The organism is Pseudomonas sp. MM213, from assembly GCF_020423045.1.
Lineage (GTDB): Bacteria > Pseudomonadota > Gammaproteobacteria > Pseudomonadales > Pseudomonadaceae > Aquipseudomonas > Aquipseudomonas migulae.
On record NZ_CP081943.1, the window covers coordinates 4911391 to 4929873 of the forward strand.

Consider the following 18483-nt stretch of genomic DNA (forward strand, 5'->3'; position numbering starts at 1 on the left):
TGAGGAACCTCAAGGGGATGACGGCGCGATCCTGAGGCTGTGTCGTAAGGCTGACAATCGAAATCCGACGAGTAACACGACTTCAGCACATTTCTATAAGTTACTGTTTTTTAGCTGGAACTTAAGTGTTTTTCGCCGGTCTTTAGTTACTTCGGAATGGCCGTTTTTGTGAAAAAACGGCCTTTTTTGTGGGCGATTGGAAAGTAATCGGGTGGTGCGGATACAGGTGTAGTCGTGTCGGATGCCTTCGCGGGCAAGCCTCGCTCCTACAGGTTTTGCCGTGACCGTGAGATCACTACTGATCTGTAGGAGCGAGGCTTGCCCGCGAAGAGGCCAGACCTGCTGCCGAGTTAAGCAGACTTCGCCAAAATCAACCCGATCTCACTCGCCGCTTCCAACCGGATCGCCACAAACTTCGACGTCGGCGTATGGCTGCCATCCCCAGTGCTCTCCAGCGGCACCAGCGGATTCACTTCCGGGTAATACGCTGCAGCCTGCCCCGCAGGAATATCAAACGCCAGCAGTGTGAAGCCTTTCACCCGACGCTCACGACCATCGTCCCAGATCGAAACGATGTCGGCCTTCTGTCCCGGTTTGAACCCCAGGCGAATAATATCCGCCTCGTTCACAAACAACACATCACGTTGACCTTTCACGCCGCGATAACGGTCGTCGAGGCCATAAATGGTGGTGTTGTACTGATCGTGGGAACGCATCGACTGCATGATCAGGTCCGGCAACACGCCTGTGGAGCGCGTGCGCTCGTGCACCAGGTCCTTGGGCAGGACGTTCGCACGGAAATTCGCCCGGCCCGACGCGGTGTTCCAGCGACGGGAACCGGCACTGTTGCCGAGGTAGAAGCCGCCCGGATTCTTGATCTTCTCGTTGAAGTCCTTGAAGCCCGGAATCGTATCGGCAATCAGGTCACGGATGCGCGAGTAATCGGCCACCAGCCAGTTCCAGTCCACCGGCTTGCTGCCCAGAGTCGCGGCGGCGATACCGGCGATGATCGCAGGCTCGGAGCGCATCTGGTTCGACAGCGCCTGCAACTGGCCGTTGGAGGCGTGGACCATGCTGAACGAATCTTCCACGGTCACCGCTTGCGGGCCTTCGGTCTGGATATCGATGTCGGTGCGGCCCAGGCACGGCAGGATCAGTGCTTCCTTGCCGTGAGCCAAATGGCTGCGGTTGAGCTTGGTGCTGATCTGTACGGTCAGGTCGCAGTTGCTCAGAGCCTGGAAGGTACGCGTGCTGTCCGGAGTGGCCTGGGCGAAGTTACCGCCCAGAGCGATGAAGACTTTTGCACGACCTTCGGCCATGGCATGAATCGCCTCGACCACGTTATGACCGTTTTCGCGCGGCACCTTGAACTGGAAGCGACGTTCCAGGGAGTCGAGGAACGCCACCGGCGGACGCTCGTTGATGCCCATCGTACGGTCGCCCTGCACGTTACTGTGGCCACGCACCGGGCACAGGCCGGCGCCGGGCCGGCCAATGTTGCCGCGCAGTAGCATCAGGTTGGCGATTTCCTGGATGGTCGCGACCGAATGGCGATGTTGGGTGATACCCATCGCCCAGCACATGATCACGTTCTTGCCTTTGGCATACATGCGCGCCGCTTGCTCGATTTCCACCAGCGTCAGGCCGGACTGCTCGACGATTTGCTCCCACGGCGTATCGTCGACAGTGCCCAGGTACTCCAGCACGTTGACACTGTGTTCATTGAGGAAGTCGTGGTCGAACACGGCAGGCTCACCGGCTTTCTGCGCGTCGCGCTCCCATTGCAGCAGGAATTTCGCCATGCCGCGCAGAACCGCCATGTCGCCGCCCAAGGCCGGACGGAAATAGGCGGTGTTGGTCGGTTTGTCGCCGTTGGTGAGCATTTCGATCGGGTGTTGCGGGTGCTGGAAACGTTCCAGGCCGCGTTCTTTGAGCGGATTGATGCACACCACTTGCGCGCCACGCTTCACGGCTTCACGCAGCGGCTCGAGCATCCGTGGGTGGTTGGTGCCGGGGTTCTGGCCCCAGACGAAAATCGCGTCGGCGTGTTCGAAGTCGTCGAAGGTCACGGTGCCTTTACCGACGCCAACGCTCTGCGCCAACGCGACACCGCTGGCCTCGTGGCACATGTTCGAACAGTCGGGGAAATTATTGGTGCCATAGGCGCGCACGAACAACTGATAGAGAAACGCCGCTTCGTTGCTGGCACGTCCCGAGGTGTAGAACTCGGCTTGGTCCGGGCTCGACAAACCGCGCAGATGTTTGGCGATCAGGGTGAAGGCGTCATCCCAGCTGATCGGTTGGTAGCGATCGGTTTCGGCGTTGTAGCGCATCGGCTCGGTCAGGCGCCCCTGATATTCAAGCCAGTAATCGCTTTGTTCCAGCAGCGAGGTGACGCTGTGTTTGGCGAAGAATGCCGGGTTGACGGCCCGTTTGGTCGCTTCCCAGTTCACCGCTTTGGCGCCGTTCTCGCAGAACATCACCATGCCCTTTTCCGGCGAATCGCCCCAGGCGCAACCCGGGCAGTCGAAGCCGCCGTTCTGGTTGGTCTTGAGCATGATGCGCAGGTTTTTCAGCGCGTTGTCGCTGGTCAACCAGGCCTGGGCGACGCTGATCAGTGCGCCCCAACCACCGGCTGGGCCCTTGTAGGGCTTATAGCGGGGGACAGGTTTCTGGTCGGCTTGACGGTGTTGACTCACGCTTGATTCTCCAAAGCCGGGCTGTAGACCCGCGGCGCATTCTTCTGTGGCAGATGGATAAGGTTCAGGTTGTGACGACGGGCCCATTGCACGGCAAGGCCCGTGGGCGACGACAGGCTGACCAGGGTCTGGATGCCTGCGCGCAGTACTTTCTGGATCAATTCGAGGCTGCAACGACTGGTGACAATCGCCAGGCCTCCAGTGGTCGGGATCTTTTGTCGGATCAGCCCGCCAATCAGCTTGTCGAGCGCGTTGTGCCGGCCAATGTCCTCGCGGCCCAGCAGCAATTCACCCTTGGCGTTCATGAACACCGCCGCATGCACCGCACCGCAATGCTGGCCGAGTGGCTGGAACGCGCCGATACGCTGGCGCAACCCGTCGAGCCATTCGGCGGGCGGCAATGGCGCACCGGGCAACACTTTGAGGTCTGGCAGAGCCTGCTCGACCGCTTCCACGCCGCAGAGCCCGCAACCGCTGGTGCCGGCCAGTTGCCGACGTTGCTGCTTGAGGTTCCAGAAGGCGCGGTTGGCGATGGTCACTTGCGCGTACTGCGCCGACCCTGAACCGCTCAGTTGCAGGTCATAAATGTCGGAGGCGTCTTCGATGATGCCGCTGCCGAGGCTGAAACCGACGATGAAGTCTTCCAGGTCCGTCGGCGTCACCAGCATCACTGCCTGACTGATACCGTTATAGGCAATCGCCAACGCAACTTCCTCGGCGAGCGCGGTGCTGGCCGATTCGGTGTATTGAAAATCGCTGTAACTGTACGTTTGGCTGGCGGCGGGCGCGGGCGTTTCGAGGGCTGGCGCCGCGCAAACAGGACGCTTGGCGTTCATGGGGGCATCACCGACGGTTTAGTCAGCTTTAAGCCTATGCGCGACAAGTTGTCGCGTCTAATCGCTATTACTGATCTGCCGATAGATGGCGTCGATCAAGAGCTTGTCATTGATTGTTGATAGATCGCGAAACAGGCCTCCGCCAACGCCGAGCGCGGTGCGCTGCGCCGCATGATCAGCCCCAGCCGGCCGAGGGTCTGGGCGTTTTCGATCGGTTGCAGGCGCAGATGGTCAGTCAGGTTTTCCAGGCCGCCTTCGAGCGGCATCACGGCGCAACACAACCCGCCATGAACAGCTTGTAACAGTTGATGCACGGCATCGGTTTGCAACAACGGCTGCGGAGTAAGGCCGCGGCTGTGGAAATTGTGGTCGATGGACTGGCGGAAATGCATGCCGCTGGTGAGCATGCCCAGCGGCAATTCGATCAGCGACTCCCAGCTCAGCGGCGCCTCGCCGAACGTGAAGAAGCGCTGGTCGTAGAGCAGGCCCATGCGCGTTTCGCTGAACGCCAGGGAATCGAAACGTTCGGCGTCCAGACGCTCCAGGTACGACACGCCAAGATCCAGGCGATTGTTCGCCAGTTGTTCGAGGATCTGCTCGGAGCTCAGCGCCGAGAGTTCGAAGCGCAGGTTCGGGTGTTCGCCGTGCAAGCGTTGCAGCAGCGGCAGCGGGTCGAAACTCGACAACGGCACCACGCCCAGACGCAGCGTACCGACCAGGTTACCGCGACAGGCGGCGGCTTCGGCCTGCAAGCCGTCGTAGGCCGCGAGCACCGTGCGCGCCCACGCCAGCACCCGTTCGCCCGGCGCGGTGAAGCCTTCGAAGCGCTGGCCACGGTTGACCAACGGTAACTCGAGTTCTTCTTCAAGGCTGCGCAAGCGCATGGACAGGGTCGGCTGAGTGACGTGACAACGTGCAGCGGCCTGACCGAAATGCCGGGTTTCGTCGAGGGCGATGAGGAATTTCAGCTGCTTGATGTCCATCTTCGCTCCAGGGCGCGGGTAGGCCGGGATTCTAGCGCCTGGGGGCAAGCGGCGTCATTGGTCGGGTAGGAGCCGGGTGTTGCAACCTTGGTCTAGGCTTTTGCGTCTGGAACCAAAAACCAAGGAGAGTGCACCATGAGTATTTTTAGCTTTGTGAAGGAAGCAGGCGAAAAGCTTATCGATTTGCTGACGCCGGGTAACGCCAATGCCAGCGAGCAGTTGAAGGAACACATCAGCAAGGTCGGCCTGGGCAATCCGAATGTGCAGGCGACGGTCGATGGCGACAAAGTCACGGTGACCGGTGAGGTGGCGACCCAGGAAGAGAAAGAAAAAATCCTGCTGGCGGTGGGCAATATCGCCGGCGTCGGTAGCGTGGATGATCAGATTGCGGTGACCGGGCCTGCGGTCGTCGCCGCGAAATTTGTCACGGTCGTGAAGGGCGACACCCTCAGCGCGATTTCATTGCGCGTGTATGGCGATGCTAATAAATACAACAAGATTTTCGAGGCCAACAAGCCGCTGTTGTCCCATCCAGACAAGATTTATCCGGGGCAGTCGTTGCGGATTCCTGAGTAAGGCTCAAGACCGCGTTATGGCCTTCGCGGGCAAGCCTCGCTCCTACAGGTTAGGTGTCGTTCGTGAACGATGCGATAACCTGTAGGAGCGAGGCTTGCCCGCGAAAGGCGCGACTCGGTCTAAAGCCCCGCAATCAACTCCCGATAATCAACCACCGCCGCAAACTCCGCCGTGTCCTTCGGCCCCTTGCGGCTGTCCGGCTCCTTCACCGCCAACAAATGCGCAACCCCAAAATCCCGCGCACTGCGCAGGATCGACAACGTATCGTCGATAAACAGGCTGCGCGCCGGATCAAACCCGATATCCGCCTGCAATGCCTGCCAGAACTGCGGATTCTCTTTGGGAAAACCGTAATCATGCGAGCTGATCAACCGCTCGAAATACGGCGCCAGTTCAATTCGTTCCAGTTTCAGTGACAGCGAATCCCGATGTGCATTGGTGATCATCACCACCCGCTTGCCGGCCTGCTTGATCGCCTCCAGAAACGTATCCGCGTCCGGGCGCAACGCGATCAGGTGTGCGGTTTCAAGTTTCAGCTCGCGCACCGGCAGCTTCAGTTCGGCGCTCCAGAAATCCAGGCAATACCACTGCAACTGACCGGCATGGCGTTCAAACAGCGGCTGCAATTCCATCTCGGCCATGGCCCGGCTCACACCGTGCAATTCGGCGTAACGTTGGGGCAAGTGTTCCAGCCAGAAATGGTTGTCGAAGTGCAGGTCCAGCAGCGTGCCGTCCATATCGAGCAGAACGGTGTCGATGTCTCGCCAGGGCAGCAGGGACATAAAAAACTTCTCCAGCGGTAAAAGAGATATCCGAGGTCAACAATCAGGATAGGCCGGGTATAGTAACGCGTTCACGCCAAGGAGCTTTTCATGCGCCAGAAACCCACCATCCTCGCCCGCGAGATCGTCGCCACCAGCCGCTTGTTCTGCGTCGAAGAGCTGAAGTTGCGCTTTTCCAATGGCGTGGAGCGCACCTATGAGCGGCTGGTCGGCAAAGGCGCCGGGTATGGCGCGGTGATGATCGTGGCGATGCTCGATGCGGACCACGCGGTGCTGGTCGAGGAATATTGCGGCGGCACCGATGAATACGAGATGTCGCTGCCCAAAGGCTTGATCGAGCCGGGTGAAGACGTGCTGGCGGCGGCCGAGCGTGAGCTCAAGGAAGAAGCCGGGTATGGCGCGCGGCAACTGGAACACCTCACCGAGCTGTCCTTGTCGCCGGGTTACATGAGCCAGAAAATTCAGGTGGTGCTGGCCACCGATCTGTACGAAGAGCGGCTTGAAGGCGACGAGCCTGAACCGATGCGCGTGGACAAGATCAACCTGCGAGAGCTGTCGGCCCTGGCCCAGAACCCGAAATTCACCGAGGGCCGTGCCTTGGCGGCGCTGTACCTGACCCGAGATTTGCTGACCCAGCGCGGAGTGTTCCTGCCATGATTTTCCCTCATCCATTGATGGCGCCGGTGATTGAACTGGCATTGAAGGCTGGCGACGCGATCCTGCCGTTCTGGCGCACCGGTACGACCGTGACCGCCAAGGCCGACGATTCACCGGTCACCGCTGCCGACCTGGCCGCTCATCATCTGATTCTGGCCGGGCTGACCGCGCTGGACCCGAGCATCCCGGTGTTGTCTGAAGAAGACGCCAACATTCCGCAGAGCGTGCGTGCCGGCTGGCAGCGCTGGTGGCTGGTCGATCCGTTGGACGGCACCAAGGAATTCATCTCCGGCAGCGAAGAGTTCACCGTCAACATTGCGTTGATCGAGCAGGGGCGAGTGGTGTTTGGCGTTGTGTCGATGCCGACCAATGGGCGTTTCTACGTCGGTGGTGCCGGTCTGGGCGCATGGCGTGGTGATAAGGACGCCGAGCCGCTGCCGATTCAGGTTCGCACCGTGCCCGCCCCGGGCGAGGCCTTCACGGTCGTCGCCAGCCGTCGGCATTCGAGCCCTGAGCAAGAGCGCTTGCTCGCCGGGTTGAGCGACAGCCTGGGTGAGCTGCAACTGGCCAACATCGGCAGTTCGCTGAAGTTTTGTTTGTTGGCGGAAGGGGCGGCGGATTGTTACCCGCGTCTGGCGCCGACTTCGCAGTGGGATACGGCGGCGGCCCAGGGTGTGCTGGAAGGGGCGGGCGGTGAAGTGCTGGAGTTGAGCGGCGTGCCGTTTACCTACCCCGCGCGGGAATCTTTACGGAATAACTATTTCATTGCGTTGCCAGCCAACGCGTCTTGGCGGGAACAGTTATTATTGTTGAGCTCAAAGTAATCAGTTGGCTGTAAACAGGGCTGTAGTGCTACTGCTTTTTCATATGTTGCAATGTTTTAAAAGTTTTAGATTTTTGGCGGGGTGCTAGTATTCAATTGTCAACTTGCATTGGTTGGCGCAAGAAAAAACGATACTTTTCGTTTGGTTGTCAGCATGTATTTCTTTCTGTTGAGTTATATGTGGCAGTCTTGTAATTGATGCAGTGGGAAACTTTTAGAATGAATATTAAATATGTTGCTTTGTTCGTCGGGCTTTCATTTTGTATGGGGAGTGTTTCTGCCGGGACAGTAACGATCAAGTCCCCTCCAGAAGGTATGATATTGTTGAAGGTCAACGGGCAAATCAATCATGGTGATGAGGATTTGGTGATCACCTCGACGGAAAATTTTGATATCAACGTTTGGCCTTTAATCGAAGTAGCAGGCCAACAAGAATTATTAGGTGTTACGTCAGTCACTCATCAGCCGCGGGCCACCGGACAGGCATTTAGCAATCAAACTCATTGTTCGATGCGACAAGAAGCTTACGGCTACAGAGTGACGATTGAACTGGGTGGCTCTGATTCGGTTTTCTGTAGGAGCGGGGAGTATAAAGTGAATAACCAACGTGCTTTAGATGGCATCTCGGATGTGGTTGTTACATACGAAAAACTTTAGCGTTGGCTGGCCAGCGATGCGGTGTCTCTGATACACCGCGTTGTCTGGATCGACAGCAAGCTGGCTCCTACAGAGGCTTACCGGTGCAGGACGTACTGCCCGGTAAAGGTTACCGCATCCTCTTCACTTCCTGCATTCACAATCCGCGAATGCAGCGTCAACCGCGCTCTTCCATAACGCTGATACATCGCCAGAAACTTCTTCCACACCGCCGCACTCGGCGCCTGGCAAATCGCGGTCGCGTCCATGGTCACCGGCAGCGGATAGCTGATTTGCCCTTCGTGAATCACGATGTGCCCGTCTTCAATGCCTTCTTCGCGCAAACGCAAATGCAGCCAGCCCCAACCCGCCAGTACCGCGCCGCAGTACAGACTGCCGCCGAACATGGTGCTCTTGTGATTGACGTTGGCTTCCAGCGGCAAGTGCAGGCGCAGTTGCTGGTCGTGCCAGTCGAGCACTTTGATGCCCATGGCTTGCGTCAGGGGAATGTCGCGGTGGAGGACTGATTCCAGGTGACGACTGTCGCGGCTCATGCAGGGCCCCTTGTTTGAAGTGATGACGGATTCAATCGAGTTCGTCGGTGTGGCTACTGGCGCCGCTGTCGGCGAAGTTGAGGCCGTGCTTGCGCAGTTTGTCGTGCAAGGTTTTGCGCGGAATGCCGAGGGCTTCGGCGAGGCTGCGCACCGAGCTGTGAGAGCGCGCCAGTTCGGCGGCAATCAGCGTTTTCTCGAAGTTTTCCACCTGCTCGCTCAAGCCGCCGCTGACCGGTTCAACCGTTGTGCCCACCGTGCCATCCGGCGCGTTGTTGTCCAGCGCCAGTTCGAGGCCCAGGGCGAAACGTTCGGCGGCGTTTTGCAGTTCCCGCACGTTGCCCGGCCAGGTGTGACGCAGCAGCAGCGCTCGTTGCCCAGGTTGCAGTTCGTGGGGCGGCAAGCCATGGCGAGCACTGGCTTCATCGGCGAAGTGCTGGAACAGCATCAACGCATCTTCACCACGTTCGCGCAGCGGCGGAATGCGCAGCGGGGCGACGTTCAGGCGGTAATACAAGTCGGCGCGGAAGCGGCCCTGATCGGCGGCCTGGCGCAGGTCTTCCTTGGTCGCGGCGATGATGCGGATGTCCAGCGGGATCAACTGATTACCGCCCAGACGCTCGACCACACGTTCTTGCAGCAAACGCAGCAATTTCACCTGCACGTCCAGGCTCATGCTTTCGATTTCATCGAGGAAAACCGTACCGCCGCTGGCAAATTCGAACTTGCCGATACGGCGCTTCTGCGCACCGGTAAACGCGCCCGGCTCGTGACCGAACAACTCGCTTTCCACCACGGATTCGGCCAGAGCCCCGGCGTTGATCGCCACGAACGGGCCGTTACGCCGGTTCGACAAATCGTGCAGCGCCCGCGCCACGACTTCTTTGCCGGCGCCGGTTTCGCCGAGGATCAGCACATCGGCCTTGGTCGCCGCCAGTGCGCCGATCTGCTCGCGTAGACGCAGCATTGGTGCCGATTGCCCGACCAGTCTTGTGCTCAGTTCATTGCGGTCGCTGAGGGCCAGACGCAAGCTGCGGTTGTCCAGCACCAGTCGGCGCAGGGCCAGCGCGCGGCGCACGCTGTCGAGCAAGGCGTCGCTGGCGAAGGGTTTTTCCAGAAAGTCATAAGCCCCGGCACGCATGGCTTGCACTGCCAGCGGCACGTCGCCGTGACCGGTGATCAGCAGCACCGGCAGTTCCGGGTCCTGGGCGTGCAGTTCAGTCAGCAGTTCCAGACCGTCCATGCCGGGCATGCGGATATCGCTGACCACCACGCCCGGCCAGTCGCGCTCCAGTTGCCCGGCCAGGCCCTTGGCTTCGGCAAGCGGCAGGATTTTCAGGCCGGCCAGATCCAGCGTCTGGCTCAGGGCCTGGCGCAGATGGGGATCATCGTCGATCAGCACGACCTGGATGCGGTTGTCGATGGTCATGCACTTCGGTCCTCGGACGGTTGCAGGCTCACGCCAGGTGCGCCTGCGCGCAGTTTCAGGGTAATCAGGGCGCCGCCTTCCTTGTGGTTGGCGAACGACAGTTCACCGCCGAAGGCGCGCATCAGGGTCTCGCAAATCGCCAGCCCCAGACCGAGCCCCTGCGTGCGGGTCTTGGTGGTGTAGAAGGGCTCGCTGGCGCGGCCAAGGGCTTCCATGCAAAAGCCGGGGCCGTTGTCGCGAATGTACAGATTGACGCCGTCGGCGGTGGATTGGGCACTCAACCAGAGTTTACGCGGCGGGCCTTTTTCCGTCAGCGCGTCCAGTGCGTTGGCCAGCAGGTTGCCGAGCACCTGGCGCAGACGGGTTTCCCCGGCCTCGACCCACAGCGTGGCGGCGGGCAAATCGCGGATCAGCTCGACTTCCATGCTCCGCCGACGCTTGGCCAGCAGCGCCAGCGCGTCGTCGAGCGCCGGTTGCAACGCGACGCTTTCCGGCGCGTGACGATCACGCCGGGCAAAGGCGCGCAGGTGCGCGATGATCGAAGCCATGCGGCCGGTCAGTTCGCTGATCAGTTTGAGGTTGCCGCGCGCATCGTCGGTGCGCTGATGATCGAGCAGCACTTCAGCGTTTTCCGCGTAGCTGCGGATGGCGGCCAGCGGTTGATTCAGTTCATGGCTGATGCTTGCCGACATGGTCCCGAGCGCCGACAGCTTGCCGGCTTGCACCAGGTCATCCTGGGCGCGTACCAGTTCCTGCTGGGCGTGCTCGCGCTCCAGCACTTCCTGTTTCAGTCGGCGGTTGAGGCCTTCGAGGTCGCTGGTTCGTTCAGCGACCCGGCCTTCCAGTTCGCGCCGGGCCTTGGCTTCGAAGGCGATCCGTTCGAGGTAGTGACGGCGCCGTTGCATCATCAGGCCGAGCAGCAGCATTAACACCAACAGCGTCGCGCCGCCGATGGCGACCACCGTGCGCACCGGGCGATCGATCAAAGTGCGCGGCGCAAGAATGCTGACGCTCCAGCCGGTTTCGTCGATTTGCCGGGTCTGGGTCAGCCAGGCGTCAGGATTGAGATTCAACGGTTTCGGGTCGCGGGTCGGATAGGGTTGAATCGCAGTGATTGCCTCGCGCTCGCCCTCGCCCAGTGGCCGGGTCGCGCGGAATCGCCATTCTGCCCGCGAGGTGAGGATAACTACGCCGTTGTGGTCGGTGACCAGCAGTTGTTCCGGGGTTTTACCCCAAAGGCTTTCGGTGTGGTCCAGGTCGACCTTGACCACCAGCACGCCGAGGATTTTTTCACCGTCGCGCACGGCCGCCGCAAAGAAGTAACCGCGTTTGGCCGAGGTGGTGCCCAGCCCGAAAAACCGCCCGAGACGCCCGGCCATGGCTTCGCTGAAGTAGGGGCGAAACGAAAAATTCCGGCCGACGAAGCTGTCGTGTTTGTCCCAGTTGGACGCCGCGAGGGTCTTGCCGGTGGTGTCCATCAGGTACATGACTTCGGCACCGGTCTGCGCGCTGATGTTCTTCAGCAGGCGGTTGGCATTGCCTTGGGTCACACCGTCGTCGGGGGCCCCGAGCGTGGCGCGCAGGGCCGGCAGGTCGCCGAGGATCTGCGGCAGCACTTCATAACGGTGCAGGGTGCCCAGCAGGTTGGCGACGTACAGGTCGAGGGTCTGCCGGTTTTGCCCGGCCAGTTCGCTGCGGTAATAACGCTCGGCCAGATGCTCCAGCGGCCACAGCAACGGCGCCAGGCACAGCGCCAGCAGGGCGAGGCTACGCCAACGGGGTCTGCGGGGGAGGGTCGGAGTCATGAGCATCAGGCGCCTGAGGGTACAGGCGCATTATGCCTAGGCTTGCCCGGCAAGACACTCGCGCAGCGCGGTTTGCCAGTCTGGCTGACTGACGCCCCATTCGCGGAGCAGCCGACTGCAATCGAGGCGCGAATTCAACGGGCGGACGGCAGGCGTCGGGTATTCGCTGGAAGGGATGGGCAACAGGTGTGCGCAAGGCTTGCCCTGTTTGCGCAGCGCTTCTCCGATGGCCTGGGCGAAACCGAACCATGAGGTTTCACCTTGAGCGGTCAGGTGATAAGTGCCCCAGGCGCCCCGCTCACCGGCCTGCCAGCGCTCGATCAGCGCGAGGGTGCTGTTGGCGATCGTGCCGGCCCAGGTGGGCGCGCCGATCTGATCGGCAACGATGCGCAACTCGGGTTTTTCTTGCAGCAGACGCTGCATCGTCAGCAGGAAATTGCTGCCACTGGCCGAGTAGACCCAACTGGTCCGCAGAATCAGATGCATGCCTCCCACTGCCGTGATGGCTTGTTCGCCGGCCAGTTTGCTCTGGCCGTAGACCCCCAGCGGCTTGGGCGCGTCGGCTTCGTTGTAAGGCTCGCCCTTGCTGCCGTCGAACACGTAATCGGTGGAGTAGTGAATCAGCGGGATGCCCAGCGCCAGTGCTTCTTCGGCCAGAATTCCCGGGCCCGTCGCGTTGATGGCGAACGCCAGCTCAGGTTCGCTTTCTGCCCGATCGACCGCCGTGTGGGCGGCGGCGTTGATGATCAGGTCGGGACGAACGCGCCGGACCTGCTGACGAATCTGCTCCGGTTGAGCCAGATCGAGTTGATCGCGCCCCAGCACCATGAGTTCATCAGCCGCGCTCAAGCGGCGCTGCAGTTCGCGGGCGACCTGGCCGTGCTGGCCAATGATGAGAATTCGCAAAGGGATTTTCATGGAAGCAGTTCAGATTCCTGCCAGCTTTTACCGTGTTGGTCCTTTTCTGACAGTTGAGGCGCTTCTTCCAGTTCCCAGTCGATGGCCAGTGTCGGATCGTCCCAGCGAATGCAGCGATCTGACGCAGGGTCGTAATAGTCGGTGGTTTTGTAGAGAAACTCGGCGTACTCGCTCAGTACCAGGAAGCCATGGGCGAAGCCTTCCGGTATCCACAACTGACGATTGTTCTGTGCGGACAAACGCACACTGGCCCAGCGTCCGAAGTTTGGCGAACTGCGGCGGACATCAAGGGCCACATCGAGCACTTCCCCAGCAGTCACCCGAACCAGCTTGCCCTGGGTGTGTTGCACCTGATAGTGCATGCCACGCAGCACGCCTTTTCGCGAACGCGAGTGGTTGTCTTGAACGAATGCTTTCTTGAGGCCGGTGGCGTTTTCAAACTCACGGACATTGAAGCTTTCATAGAAAAACCCACGTTCGTCACCAAACACCTTCGGCTCGATAATCAGCACACCTGGTAACTGGGTGGGGGTGACTTTCATTACGCTTCTCCGGCAATCGTGTAGAGATACTGGCCATAACCGGTCTTGCCGAAATACTTCGCTCGCTCAAGCAAGTGCTCGCGATCGATCCAGCCATTCATGTAGGCAATTTCTTCGAGACAGGCCACTTTCAGTCCCTGGCGGTGCTCGATGGTTTGCACATATTGCGACGCTTCGAGCAGGCTGTCGTGAGTGCCGGTATCGAGCCAGGCGAAACCGCGGGTAAAACGCTCGACCTGAAGATCGCCGCGTTGCAGATAGGCGTTGTTCACATCGGTGATTTCCAGCTCGCCGCGCGGTGACGGTTTGACGGCCTTGGCAATGCGGATAACGTCGTTATCGTAGAAATACAGCCCGGTGACCGCATAGCTGGACTTTGGCTTGAGCGGTTTTTCTTCGATCGAGATGGCGCGGCCTTCTGTATCGAAGTCGATCACGCCAAAGCGCTCCGGGTCCTTGACCCAGTAGCCGAATACCGTCGCTCCGCTGGTTTGCTGCGCAGCTCTTTGCAACTGGGCACCGAAATGCTGACCATGGAAGATGTTGTCACCGAGGATCAGGCACACCGGGTCGTCGCCGATGAATTCTTCACCAATCAGAAACGCCTGGGCCAGGCCATCCGGCGTAGGCTGTTCGGCGTAGCTGAAATGGACACCGAACTGACTGCCGTCACCCAGCAGGTTGCGGTACTGCGGCAGATCCTGCGGGGTGGAAATCACCAGGATTTCCTTGATGCCAGCCAGCATCAACACCGAGATCGGGTAGTAGATCATCGGCTTGTCGTAGATCGGCAACAGCTGTTTGGAAACGCCTAGCGTGATCGGGTGCAGGCGCGTGCCCGACCCTCCAGCCAACACAATTCCTTTCATCATGCGAGTAACTCCTTGATATCGGTGGAGCCTAGTCGTTCACCCTGATAACTGCCATCTTGAACGCGGCGGCACCATTCCAGGTTTTCCAGATACCACTGAACGGTTTTGCGCAGGCCGGTTTCGAAGGTCTCTTCAGGCACCCAACCCAGGTCGCGCTCGATTTTGCCGGCATCGATCGCGTAACGCAGATCGTGCCCGGGGCGGTCCTGGACGAAGGTGATCAAGTCGGCATACCGAGTAACACCGGCTGGTTTGACCGGGGCGAGTTCTTCGAGCAGGGCACAGATGCTGCGTACCACGTCGATGTTCGTCTGTTCGTTGTGTCCGCCAATGTTGTACGTCTCGCCGACGACACCTTCGGTGACTACTTTGAGCAGCGCTCGTGCGTGATCCTCGACGAACAGCCAGTCGCGGATCTGCAGGCCGTTTCCGTAGACCGGCAGCGGCTTGCCGGCCAGTGCGTTGAGAATCACCAGCGGAATCAATTTTTCGGGGAAGTGGAATGGGCCATAGTTGTTCGAGCAGTTGGTCAGCAATACCGGCAGCCCGTAGGTACGCTGCCATGCGCGGACGAGGTGGTCCGAGGCCGCTTTGCTGGCGGAGTACGGCGAGCTTGGCGCGTACGAAGTCGTTTCGGTGAACAGATCATCGACACCGTGCAGGTCGCCGTAGACTTCATCGGTGGAGATATGGTGGAAGCGGAAGGCGCTTTTTTCCGGCTCGGCCAGCGTGTGCCAGTAGGCGCGAGTGGCCTCCAGCAGGCTGTAGGTGCCGACGATATTGGTTTGAATGAAGTCCGAAGGCCCATCGATAGAGCGGTCGACATGGGACTCTGCCGCCAGGTGCATGATGGCGTGTGGCTGGAAACGTGTCAGTACGGCGCTCACGGTGGCTTGATCGACAATATCGGCCTGCACGAACTCGTAGCGAGTGTCGGTGGCAATGCTGGTCAGCGATTCGAGATTGCCCGCATAGGTCAGTTTGTCCAGGTTGAGCACTTCATGCTCGGTGTGCCGAATCAGCTGGCGAACCAGAGCAGAGCCGATGAAGCCGGCGCCGCCGGTGATGAGAATACGCATGTGGGCCAGCCTTTTTTCCGTCAGACGATATAGCGAATGATCATAGCTTGTCGGCAGGAGAGTGGTGGTGCAATAGGGTTGTGTCTCAATTTGGGTTTTGTGGCGTAAACAGGGGGTTGATTATCGATCGATGCAGTGGCGATATAAGCGCCTAATAACATTTCAGGGGTTGTTGTATGCCGCTCGCCACGTTGATTCATCGCGCCAGTTTGCCCAGCCCGCAAGTGTCTGCGGCGCAAGCGCTTGAGCTGCTCGAGGGGCATTACGGGCTGAGCGCAAAGCTGCAGGCGCTCGGCAGCCAGCAAGACCTCAACTTCCGCGTTGACAGTAAGCATGGGCGTTTCGTCCTGAAAATCTGCCGGGGCGACTATTCGGTGCTGGAGCTGCAAGCCCAGCATGCCGGGCTCAAGCATCTGGCCGAACACTCCGGTGTGCCGGTGCCGCGAGTGATTGCCGCGCAAAGCGGCGCCGATTTGCTGTCACTGGAAATCGGCGGGCAAGCGGTGCACGTACGCCTGCTCGAATACATCGAGGGCCAGTCGCTTACGCATCTCGATCATCTGCCCGGATCCGTGGTGGCCGGTTTCGGCCGGCTCTGCGGCGAAATGGACCTGGCGCTGGCCGCTTTCGATCATGCGGGCCTTGAGCGCACCCTTCAGTGGGACGCCCGCCACGCGAATGCATTGATCGCGCATTTGTTGCCGGTGATTGCAGATGACCGGCAACGCGCGTTGATCGCCGAAGTGGCCGAACAGGCCGAGCGGCATTTGCAGCCGCTGGTGGACAAGTTGCCGGTGCAGGCCATTCACATGGATATCACCGACGACAACGCGGTCTGGCAGCGCGATGCGCAACGCCAGTGGCAATTGCAGGGCGTGATCGATTTTGGCGATCTGGTCCGCACGTGGCGCATTACCGACCTGTCGGTGACCTGCGCGGCGCTGCTGCACCATGCCGGTGGCGATCCGTTCTACATTTTGCCGGCGGTTCAGGCTTATCACGCGGTCAATCCGTTGCAACACGAAGAGCTGCTGGCGCTGTGGCCATTGATCGTTGCGCGGGCGGCGGTGCTGGTGCTCAGCGGCGAGCAGCAGGTCAGCATCGACCCGGGTAATGCCTACAGTCGCGACAACCTGACCCATGAGTGGGAGATTTTCCGCGTGGCCACGTCGGTGCCGTTGGCGTTGATGGAAGCGGCGATCCTCACCTCGGTGGGTCACAGCCTGCCGGACATCGGCAGCGAAGGCTTCGCACCGCTGCTGCCGAGCCTGGTCGGGCGTGAATTTGCCTTGATCGATCTGGGCGTATTGAGCCCGCATTTCGAGGCCGGCAACTGGGAACAGGAGGGGATCGATCAGCGTCTGCTGAGCGAAGCGGCTGCGGCCCACGGCTTGGCAGCGAGCCGTTACGGACAATACCGTTTGTCCCGCACCCGCCCGGACAGTGCAACGGAACCAGACACCTGCCCGTTGCACGTCGAGCTGCGGGTGCCTCATGGCACTGCGGTCGAATCGCCGTTTGCCGGGGTTGTTCATCAACCGGCGCCGGGTGTGCTGCAACTGGACGGCCCGCAGTTGAGCGTGCGGCTGTGGGGTGTGACACCGTCGCTGCACACCGGTGCGGCACTGGTCAAAGGCCAGGTGTTGGGTTCGGTCAGCGCCCCGTTGCGGGTGCAGTTATGCCGAGGCGCGGCGCTCGATGCGCCGTTGTTTTGCACGCCTTCGCGCGCGGCGGCCTGGCAAGCGTTGTGCCCGTCACCGGCGGCGTTGCTGGGGCTGGCGTGCGATGCCGAAGCAGAGCTTGATGCGCAGACTTTGCTGGCGCGCCGCGACGCCAGTTTCGCCCGGACCCAGAAGCACTATTACGTCGACCCGCCGCGCATCGAGCGCGGCTGGCGCAATCACTTGATCGACATGCAGGGTCGCTCCTATCTCGACATGCTCAACAACGTCGCGGTGCTTGGCCATGGTCACCCGCGCATGGCCGCGGTCGCCAGTCGTCAGTGGTCGCTGCTCAACACCAACTCGCGGTTCAACTACGCAGCGGTTGCCGAGTTTTCCGAGCGCTTGCTGAAACTGTCGCCGGAGGGCATGGACCGGGTGTTCCTGGTCAACAGCGGCAGCGAGGCCAACGACCTGGCGATCCGTCTGGCGTGGGCCTACAGCGGTGGTCGCGACATCATCAGCGTGCTGGAGGCGTATCACGGCTGGACCGTGGGCGCGGACGCGGTCTCGACCTCGATCGCCGACAACCCCAAGGCCTTGAGCAGCCGTCCCGACTGGGTGCACCCGGTGACAGCGCCGAACACCTATCGCGGCGAATTCCGTGGCCCGGACAGTGCGCCGGATTATGTGCGCAGCGTCGAACACAACCTGGCGAAAATCGCCGAGCAAGGTCGCCCGCTGGCCGGTTTCATCTGCGAGCCGGTGTATGGCAATGCCGGTGGTATTTCGCTGCCGCCGGGTTACCTGAAACAGGTCTATGCAATGGTCCGTGCGCAGGGCGGCGTGTGCATCGCCGACGAAGTGCAGGTGGGTTACGGACGCATGGGCCATTTCTTCTGGGGCTTCGAAGAACAGGGCGTGGTGCCGGACATCATCACCATGGCCAAAGGCATGGGTAACGGCCAGCCGCTGGGCGCGGTGATCACCCGTCGGGAAATCGCCGAAGCGCTGGAGGCCGAGGGCTACTTCTTCTCGTCGGCGGGTGGCAGCCCGGTCAGTTGCCAGATCGGCATGGCCGTTCTGGATGTGATGGAAGAGGAAAAACTCTGGGAAAACGCCCAGGTCGTGGGCGGGTATTTCAAAGAGCGTCTTGAGGCGCTGATCGACCGTCATCCGCTGGTGGGCGCGGTGCACGGTTCCGGTTTTTATCTGGGCGTGGAGTTGATCCGCAACCGCGAGACCCTGGAGCCGGCGACCGAGGAAACGACGGCGCTGTGTGACCGGCTGCGCGAGCTGGGGATTTTAATGCAGCCGACCGGTGATTTCCTGAACGTCCTCAAGATCAAACCGCCGATGGTTACGTCGCGCCAGAGTGTGGATTTCTTTGTCGACATGCTGGCGAAGGTGTTGGGGGAGGGGTTGTAAGGTTTGAAATCGCTTTCGCGGGCAAGCCTCGCTCCTACAGGTTCGTGTCATACGCAATTTTTGCGACCGACCCGGACCCGTAGGAGCGAGGCTTGCCCGCGAAAGCGTCCATCAACACACCGATAAATACCGATTGTTATCGGGTTTAAGCGCTGTTGTTTTCGACAGAAGGAAGATTAATCGCTTTTAAAGCCGATTTTTATCGG

At 60.4% G+C, this 18483-nt stretch carries 16 protein-coding genes; 5 read left to right on the forward strand and 11 right to left on the reverse strand.

The features are described from left to right. Positions 1-350 precede the first annotated feature (350 nt). The 3 genes from K5R88_RS22485 to K5R88_RS22495 form a co-directional block, all read right to left on the reverse strand. Complete coding sequence (locus K5R88_RS22485; protein WP_223416026.1) at positions 351-2699, reverse strand: FdhF/YdeP family oxidoreductase; 2349 nt, start codon at positions 2697-2699, stop codon at positions 351-353. Then, positions 2696-3535, reverse strand: a complete 840-nt coding sequence (gene fdhD, locus K5R88_RS22490) for a formate dehydrogenase accessory sulfurtransferase FdhD (protein ID WP_207285590.1) — start codon at positions 3533-3535, stop codon at positions 2696-2698. The genes K5R88_RS22485 and fdhD overlap by 4 nt, the downstream gene beginning before the upstream one ends. A 95-nt stretch (positions 3536-3630) precedes the next feature. Further along, a complete protein-coding gene (locus K5R88_RS22495) occupies positions 3631-4518 on the reverse strand; it encodes a LysR family transcriptional regulator (RefSeq protein ID WP_008025038.1) in 888 nt (295 codons plus the stop codon). Between the two features lie 135 nt (positions 4519-4653). Between K5R88_RS22495 and lysM the strand changes: the two genes are divergently transcribed. Beyond that, positions 4654-5094, forward strand: a complete 441-nt coding sequence (gene lysM, locus K5R88_RS22500) for a peptidoglycan-binding protein LysM (RefSeq protein WP_226298383.1) — start codon at positions 4654-4656, stop codon at positions 5092-5094. Positions 5095-5213: 119 nt separating this feature from the next. Here lysM and yrfG read toward each other — a convergent pair whose 3' ends face one another. Continuing rightward, the gene (gene yrfG, locus K5R88_RS22505; RefSeq protein ID WP_008040118.1) at positions 5214-5876 is read right to left on the reverse strand and encodes a GMP/IMP nucleotidase; all 663 of its coding nucleotides are present in this window, start codon (positions 5874-5876) and stop codon (positions 5214-5216) included. 90 nt (positions 5877-5966) lie between these two features. Between yrfG and nudE the strand changes: the two genes are divergently transcribed. The 3 genes from nudE to K5R88_RS22520 all read left to right on the forward strand — a co-directional run bounded on the left by nudE (position 5967) and on the right by K5R88_RS22520 (position 8013). After that, positions 5967-6533, forward strand: a complete 567-nt coding sequence (nudE, locus tag K5R88_RS22510) for an ADP compounds hydrolase NudE (protein ID WP_008040117.1) — start codon at positions 5967-5969, stop codon at positions 6531-6533. Continuing rightward, positions 6530-7357 carry a 3'(2'),5'-bisphosphate nucleotidase CysQ gene (gene cysQ / locus K5R88_RS22515; RefSeq protein WP_223452846.1) on the forward strand — a complete coding sequence of 276 codons (828 nt, stop codon included), beginning with the start codon at positions 6530-6532 and terminating at the stop codon, positions 7355-7357. The genes nudE and cysQ overlap by 4 nt, the downstream gene beginning before the upstream one ends. Before the next feature lie 218 nt (positions 7358-7575). Further along, positions 7576-8013: a hypothetical protein gene (locus K5R88_RS22520; RefSeq protein ID WP_223452847.1), complete on the forward strand. Its 438-nt coding sequence runs from the start codon at positions 7576-7578 to the stop codon at positions 8011-8013. Positions 8014-8090: 77 nt separating this feature from the next. Here K5R88_RS22520 and K5R88_RS22525 read toward each other — a convergent pair whose 3' ends face one another. From K5R88_RS22525 to rfbB, 7 genes are read right to left on the reverse strand one after another with little or no spacing between them, the layout of a single operon-like run. Further along, on the reverse strand, positions 8091-8546 hold the full coding sequence (locus K5R88_RS22525) for a thioesterase domain-containing protein (RefSeq protein WP_223452850.1): 456 nt from the start codon (positions 8544-8546) through the stop codon (positions 8091-8093). A 31-nt stretch (positions 8547-8577) separates the two neighbouring features. Further along, positions 8578-9972 (reverse strand): sigma-54-dependent transcriptional regulator, encoded by a 1395-nt coding sequence (locus K5R88_RS22530; protein WP_226298384.1) that lies wholly within the window; start codon positions 9970-9972, stop codon positions 8578-8580. After that, positions 9969-11777, reverse strand: a complete 1809-nt coding sequence (locus K5R88_RS22535; RefSeq protein ID WP_192226765.1) for a sensor histidine kinase — start codon at positions 11775-11777, stop codon at positions 9969-9971. The genes K5R88_RS22530 and K5R88_RS22535 overlap by 4 nt, the downstream gene beginning before the upstream one ends. A 36-nt stretch (positions 11778-11813) precedes the next feature. After that, on the reverse strand, positions 11814-12683 hold the full coding sequence (rfbD, locus tag K5R88_RS22540; protein WP_226300279.1) for a dTDP-4-dehydrorhamnose reductase: 870 nt from the start codon (positions 12681-12683) through the stop codon (positions 11814-11816). Positions 12684-12691: 8 nt separating this feature from the next. Then, positions 12692-13237, reverse strand: coding sequence for a dTDP-4-dehydrorhamnose 3,5-epimerase (rfbC, locus tag K5R88_RS22545; RefSeq protein ID WP_008040112.1), 546 nt, complete (start codon positions 13235-13237; stop codon positions 12692-12694). Next, positions 13237-14109 (reverse strand): glucose-1-phosphate thymidylyltransferase RfbA, encoded by an 873-nt coding sequence (gene rfbA, locus K5R88_RS22550; protein ID WP_223452863.1) that lies wholly within the window; start codon positions 14107-14109, stop codon positions 13237-13239. Before rfbA ends, rfbC begins: the two co-directional genes overlap by 1 nt. Continuing rightward, entirely contained in the window at positions 14106-15188 is a 1083-nt protein-coding gene (gene rfbB, locus K5R88_RS22555; RefSeq protein WP_008040110.1) for a dTDP-glucose 4,6-dehydratase, read from the reverse strand. The genes rfbA and rfbB overlap by 4 nt, the downstream gene beginning before the upstream one ends. Positions 15189-15364: 176 nt before the next feature. On the opposite strand from rfbB, the gene K5R88_RS22560 reads away from it, so the two are divergent. Continuing rightward, the gene (locus tag K5R88_RS22560; RefSeq protein ID WP_226298385.1) at positions 15365-18277 is read left to right on the forward strand and encodes an aminotransferase; all 2913 of its coding nucleotides are present in this window, start codon (positions 15365-15367) and stop codon (positions 18275-18277) included. Positions 18278-18483 lie beyond the last annotated feature (206 nt).

Bases quoted from the DNA above. Each gene is read 5' to 3' on its own strand.
- K5R88_RS22530 (WP_226298384.1), bottom strand. From the start codon at position 9,972: ATGACCATCGACAACCGCATCCAGGTCGTGCTGATCGACGATGATCCC.
- K5R88_RS22520 (WP_223452847.1), top strand. From the start codon at position 7,576: ATGAATATTAAATATGTTGCTTTGTTCGTCGGGCTTTCATTTTGTATG.
- lysM (WP_226298383.1), top strand. From the start codon at position 4,654: ATGAGTATTTTTAGCTTTGTGAAGGAAGCAGGCGAAAAGCTTATCGAT.
- nudE (WP_008040117.1), top strand. From the start codon at position 5,967: ATGCGCCAGAAACCCACCATCCTCGCCCGCGAGATCGTCGCCACCAGC.
- rfbC (WP_008040112.1), bottom strand. From the start codon at position 13,237: ATGAAAGTCACCCCCACCCAGTTACCAGGTGTGCTGATTATCGAGCCG.
- rfbA (WP_223452863.1), bottom strand. From the start codon at position 14,109: ATGATGAAAGGAATTGTGTTGGCTGGAGGGTCGGGCACGCGCCTGCAC.
- yrfG (WP_008040118.1), bottom strand. From the start codon at position 5,876: ATGTCCCTGCTGCCCTGGCGAGACATCGACACCGTTCTGCTCGATATG.
- K5R88_RS22525 (WP_223452850.1), bottom strand. From the start codon at position 8,546: ATGAGCCGCGACAGTCGTCACCTGGAATCAGTCCTCCACCGCGACATT.
- K5R88_RS22495 (WP_008025038.1), bottom strand. From the start codon at position 4,518: ATGGACATCAAGCAGCTGAAATTCCTCATCGCCCTCGACGAAACCCGG.
- K5R88_RS22535 (WP_192226765.1), bottom strand. From the start codon at position 11,777: ATGACTCCGACCCTCCCCCGCAGACCCCGTTGGCGTAGCCTCGCCCTG.
- rfbB (WP_008040110.1), bottom strand. From the start codon at position 15,188: ATGCGTATTCTCATCACCGGCGGCGCCGGCTTCATCGGCTCTGCTCTG.
- fdhD (WP_207285590.1), bottom strand. From the start codon at position 3,535: ATGAACGCCAAGCGTCCTGTTTGCGCGGCGCCAGCCCTCGAAACGCCC.
- K5R88_RS22560 (WP_226298385.1), top strand. From the start codon at position 15,365: ATGCCGCTCGCCACGTTGATTCATCGCGCCAGTTTGCCCAGCCCGCAA.
- cysQ (WP_223452846.1), top strand. From the start codon at position 6,530: ATGATTTTCCCTCATCCATTGATGGCGCCGGTGATTGAACTGGCATTG.